Annotated in this window: 1 protein-coding gene; it reads right to left on the bottom strand. The window is 38.8% G+C overall.

Features of this window, described 5'->3' with window-relative positions:
* Positions 1–381: DUF1793 domain-containing protein (locus tag DW173_RS15965; protein ID WP_120144793.1), on the bottom strand; the 381-nt coding region annotated here is incomplete at both ends.

The following is a 381-nucleotide window of genomic DNA, read 5'->3' as shown; positions in this document are numbered from 1 at the left end:
GCTGTCTGTATGGTGCCAGTCGCTGATAGGTACACGAGAGACTGTTTCATTGATATATTTATAGACAGGATCAGAGAATTTCTGGAAAGTTTCCTTATCTGATGACATAGCTGCCGTCCACATGATCCAGTCGGATTTTGTGTATTCTTTACGAGAATCCAAAGGGAGTCCATAAGGATTCTGTTTTGTTAGATAATAATTGAGCTCTTTTCCAATTACATTATTAGGAAATAAATTCAGATTCCACAACTTATCCCAAACCATATTGTATTTTTGGCTCCAGGTATCTTTACGGTCAAAAGCCAGGCGATAATGACTACCTTCATTTGCCATTTCTTCCCATTTCACCGCCATTTTCTTGGCTATAGCCGCATATTTGTC

Origin of the sequence: Bacteroides sp. AM16-13, from assembly GCF_003602705.1 — a bacterium.
GTDB lineage: Bacteria > Bacteroidota > Bacteroidia > Bacteroidales > Bacteroidaceae > Bacteroides > Bacteroides xylanisolvens.
Note: the sequence above shows the minus strand (reverse complement) of the source record. Positions and strands in the feature narration are given on the sequence as shown.